Genomic DNA, 1141 nt, shown 5'->3' on the forward strand with positions numbered 1-1141 from the left:
AAAGAGATTTTGAAGCGCCACCCTGATGATGTGCGCCTTGTGATTCGCTATGCAGCATTCCATCAAGGATCGGAGACTGTCGTGCGTTTGCTCGAAGCGGCGCGACAACAGCAAGTATATCAAGCGGTTCTGGAGACCTTGTTACTACAACAGCAAGAGTGGGCGTCTCACCATAGTCCTAACATTGATCGTGCATGGGAGTTGGCTGAGCAGGCGGGCCTTAATGTGAGCAGTGCTAAAGCGATGCTTAATTCTGAGGAAATGGATCAGTTGATTGCTCAGGAGGGTGCGGATCTTCGGGCTTTTAAGATTAATCAAACACCCACGTTTTTTGTGAATGGCCAGCCACTAGAGCAGCATGGGCCGGATCATTTGTATCAATTAGTGATAGGCGAGCTGTCTAAAGCGCAATAAGCATAGCTGCGGCTGTGGCTTGTGCTCAGGGGCTAGTGGTCTACTCGCCCCCGCAAGATTTTCGTTCTGCTGTGCTTGGTTTTCCTATCCATGCGTTTTTTCTGCGAGTTGCGTGATGGCTTGGTGGGGCGTCTTGCTTTTTGCACGTAGCCTGCTTTTTGAACCAATTCTTGAAGACGGTTAAGCGCCTCTTGACGATTCTTTTCCTGAGTTCGAAACTCTTGAGCTTTAAGAATTAAGACGCCGTCTTTGCTGATTCGGCTATCGTTCATTGTCAGGAGTTTTTGTTTATAGAAATCGGGCAAAGAAGAGTGTTGAATATCAAAACGCAAATGAATTGCAGACGAGACTTTATTGACGTTTTGCCCGCCCGCACCTTGAGCGCGAATCGCTGTGAGCTCAATTTCGTGGTCAGGAATGACCACGCAATTTGAAATGACTAAGGGCATTGTCGACGTGCTTTGGTTGAGTAAGTAGTAATGGCGCCGTCAAGCAGGTGCGCGCAACGAGTAGCCTTACTTGGCTTTCTTGCTTTTCTTCTTGACGGTTGTTTTCTCGCCTTTTTTGTCTTTCTTTTTCTTTTTCGAGCCCGCGGCTTTGCCGGAAGCTTTTAGCTTTTTAGGGCCTTTGTAGAAGCCTTCCAGTGCTTTAATTCTTCGGCGGTCAAAGCGCTGATTCAAGAAGCGCTCGATACTTGCCATCAAGTTAAATTCGGCGGCCTCGATCA

General features: G+C 47.9%; 2 protein-coding genes and 1 pseudogene. 1 reads left to right on the forward strand and 2 read right to left on the reverse strand.

Annotated features, from left to right (window positions below; all coding sequences use genetic code 11):
* A partial coding sequence (locus A3750_RS22635; protein WP_156498858.1) for a thioredoxin domain-containing protein occupies positions 1-414 on the forward strand: 414 nt, incomplete at its 5' end.
* Positions 415-446: 32 nt separating this feature from the next.
* On the opposite strand, the gene arfB is transcribed toward A3750_RS22635, so the two are convergent.
* Both arfB and A3750_RS22645 read right to left on the reverse strand, forming a co-directional pair.
* The gene (gene arfB / locus A3750_RS22640; RefSeq protein ID WP_068548067.1) at positions 447-863 is read right to left on the reverse strand and encodes an alternative ribosome rescue aminoacyl-tRNA hydrolase ArfB; all 417 of its coding nucleotides are present in this window, start codon (positions 861-863) and stop codon (positions 447-449) included.
* A gap of 66 nt (positions 864-929) precedes the next feature.
* Positions 930-1141, reverse strand: a pseudogene (locus tag A3750_RS22645) (ATP-dependent helicase); the annotation flags it as partial.

The organism is Oleiphilus sp. HI0079, from assembly GCF_001635105.1.

Bases quoted from the DNA above. Each gene is read 5' to 3' on its own strand.
- arfB (WP_068548067.1), bottom strand. From the start codon at position 863: ATGCCCTTAGTCATTTCAAATTGCGTGGTCATTCCTGACCACGAAATT.